This is a genomic window from Pseudomonas sp. NPDC087598, from assembly GCF_044743525.1.
Lineage (GTDB): Bacteria > Pseudomonadota > Gammaproteobacteria > Pseudomonadales > Pseudomonadaceae > Aquipseudomonas.
Genome location: NZ_JBIUWQ010000136.1, coordinates 1 through 2889, shown reverse-complemented (window position 1 = coordinate 2889; position 2889 = coordinate 1). Strand labels below are relative to the sequence as shown.

Annotated in this window: 2 protein-coding genes and 1 pseudogene; all 3 read right to left on the bottom strand. The window is 54.1% G+C overall.

The genetic code is table 11. The features are described 5' to 3' along the window. Positions 1-242 precede the first annotated feature (242 nt). Positions 243-461: a hypothetical protein gene (locus tag ACIOWE_RS30015; protein ID WP_401398576.1), complete on the bottom strand. Its 219-nt coding sequence runs from the start codon at positions 459-461 to the stop codon at positions 243-245. A 197-nt stretch (positions 462-658) separates the two neighbouring features. After that, a complete protein-coding gene (locus ACIOWE_RS30010; RefSeq protein WP_401398574.1) occupies positions 659-1018 on the bottom strand; it encodes a DUF6124 family protein in 360 nt (119 codons plus the stop codon). Positions 1019-1434: 416 nt separating this feature from the next. After that, positions 1435-2889, bottom strand: a pseudogene (locus ACIOWE_RS30005) (hypothetical protein); the annotation flags it as partial.

Below are 2889 nucleotides of genomic sequence, written 5' to 3'. Positions count from 1 at the left end.
CGTGACGGCAGGTAAGAAGATCTAAAACCGTCCACCATGTCTCCGAACATGTGTCCACCATGTCTCCGGTACATACACTCCCAGAGGGAGAGGGGACTGACCGTGGTGTTCTTTCGAAGTGCGCAGACCTGAGATTTCGAGATGAACACAGGGTTTGAACTGCACTCGATCGGCTCCCTTTCCCCCTCTCCCTGAGGGAGAGGGCTGGGGTGAGGGGGTAAATCCAACAGTCACCACAAATCTCAATTGCCATCCGCAACCTTACGTTCAATCTCATCGACTTTGCGCTGTAGCTCTTCGGCATCCTGCTCTTTGACGCGGGTGGAGGAAGGCGTGATGACCTCGTCCACAGCCTTGGTGTCATCGTCCTGATCCTGCAGATCGCGCTCGACCACGTTCACGGGTTTGCCCGACGTATCGGTTGGCGGGGCGTTCGGGGTTTTGTCGTCGTTGCTGTTCATGTCGTTGACCTCCATGGGTGTAAACATTGGAGGTGGCGCTGCGACAAGCGTTCGATTTTTCTACGGATGACTGAATCAACGGCACCGACGAATACCCCTCTGTAGGAGCTGCTGAAGGCTGCGATCTTTTGATCTCGATCTTCAAAATCAAAAGCTCGCAGCCTTCGGCAGCTCCACACAGTCATTGTGGCTAGGGGTTAGTCGGGCAGTTGCAGATTATCCATCACCCGATTCACCGCCAGTTCCCCGAGCATAATCAGTTGCGCAATGCCCAGCAGCGTTCGCCGTTGCGACGCTGGAATGAGATGGGCGAAGTCATGGGCGATGGTTCTGGCTGAAGCGAGCGTTTCGCTGGCATCGGCCAGCATCTCCTCATTTTTGAAGTCCGCGGTAACGGCGTACATCCGGCGGACTCTACGTGGCGGTGGCGTGGACCCGGGTGGACAAAGATAGTGATCAAGAGCGCGGTCGGCGGCTTCGTTGAGTTTTTTCGAATCGAGGGATTCGTAGGGGGAGGTGAGATCGGTTTCGGGCGGGTTGGGTGTTGGTTTGATCATGGTGAAACTCCTTGATTGTCGGAGCTGCCACGTTTCGCTGCGAAACGAAGAGAGGTGGCGGCTGTACGCAGGTTCGCAGACCGGGAATCAAGGAACCCGGCATACCCGAAGGTATCCCGCGCACAGCCGCCATGAAGCACCGTTGCGATAAATCTTGAGGGCAACGATAGGGAGCGCTGTGCGCCTTGATTGATCCGGGCTGCGAAACCCGATCGCTGATTCGTCAGCGACCGACCCACAATAGAACCCGACCTCAAGGCGCACAAGCCGGCGGATTCTGGCGTAGCTGTAGGCAATTACGCAAGGATGTGTAGCCTGATTACGTGTCTTGGCGTTTCATTTAAACGTTGGTGTTTAAATGCAAAAGATCGGCATCGGCAGCTTCACAGGGTCAGTCCTTGATCATGTAGCAATTGCTAAATAGCTTTTATCTGTAAATTATCCATCTCATAATCATTGCTGTCAGTTGTGGCTTGGTGACTGTTTATTCTCAGCTCCAGAGAGTTTTGCTGGGCAATGAATGTTCCTGTGAGGTATATCCACGTTCTGGGAAGAGCCGTGGCTTGGGTTAACTGTTCCAGTGTCGTGCTCAAAGAAAGAATCGGTACAGCACCACCCCCTCCGATCCAACGGGTAACAGCCGCAATGGAAAATTGATAACGTTGTCCGATTTTGAAGTTGCCAAAGGATTTTTTAAGAACAATCCCCGCGGAATTATTGGTAAAAGTGTTATTGAATAATCTCCGATTGCCTTGTTCCAGTCTGATACTCAAATCCCTTGGGTCACTTGCTGCGGGGCCTGGCGACCATCCCCCAAATGTACCGTCTTCAAACGTTGTAATTTCGTACTCAAGGGTCGGATCGACAGTAACAATCCATGGGTCGGACTCTAGATCTTCCCCATACTTCGCTTTCGCAGTAAAGATATACGAGCCGGGTATCACCGTGAGTGAAGGAAGTATCCACACTCCAGCAGTATCAACTGTTCTGGTGGCCTGGAAGTTTCCTCGATCAAGCACATCAATACTTAGATTCTTCGTGGCAGACCCTTCGAGAGTCAGAGTTGTATCGAAGGTGCGTGCGTTGTTTGGGATCGGATTACCTCTGGAGTCCGTTACTTTGGTGATTGTTGGCACAATCAGCTCCACACTGTTGATGGTGTAAGTGCGCAGCGGAAGTAAAACCGCCCTGGTCCTGTCACGGGAGCCATCAAGACTGACGGCGCATTCGACGGTCAGTGCGCTGCCATCCTTGAGCGCCTTCAACCACGCAACCGGCGCCTGAACGTTCAAACCATCCAGTGAGTCATTGGGCTCGCCAGACCTGACGTTGGTACTGATCGGGTTGCCATTGTTGTCAAAACCCTTGCACGTAACCCAGATCGGTTGCGCCGGTTCAAACACTGGCCATTTCACTGCAAGAATCCGCGCCCCGTCGTTGAGGGCTTCAACGTCCAGCACGGTACTGGTATTGCCTGCGATATTCGGGGTCGGCAAACGTGAGTCACCATCGGCAATCTTCAGCACCCTCACTGGCGTCGGGGTTGATTTCCCGGCCTGCGCGCCATTGCGATTGAGGTTCCAGCGCAGCTCAAACGTTTTGCCTTGGCGGGCCGCGAGATACGCCGGGGTCAGCACGGTATTGACCCGTTTGTTGCTGTTGAATGCCACCAACGGAAACTGTGGCGAGCCTGTCGGCGGATTGACCTCGGCCAATCGCGCACGATCGCCATCAAGGGCTGCAAGGTATTCGATGCGCATCGTGACCCCGTTCGGATAGGCCAGCACATCGACCGGATCGACAGCCGGTGCCACGAGAAACGGCGGTAACAGATCAATCGGCGTGGTTCCGGTTACCGTTGCGTTGGCCGT

Coding starts and splice junctions, on each gene's coding strand:
- ACIOWE_RS30015 (WP_401398576.1), bottom strand. CDS start 461: ATGAACAGCAACGACGACAAAACCCCGAACGCCCCGCCAACCGATACG.
- ACIOWE_RS30010 (WP_401398574.1), bottom strand. CDS start 1,018: ATGATCAAACCAACACCCAACCCGCCCGAAACCGATCTCACCTCCCCC.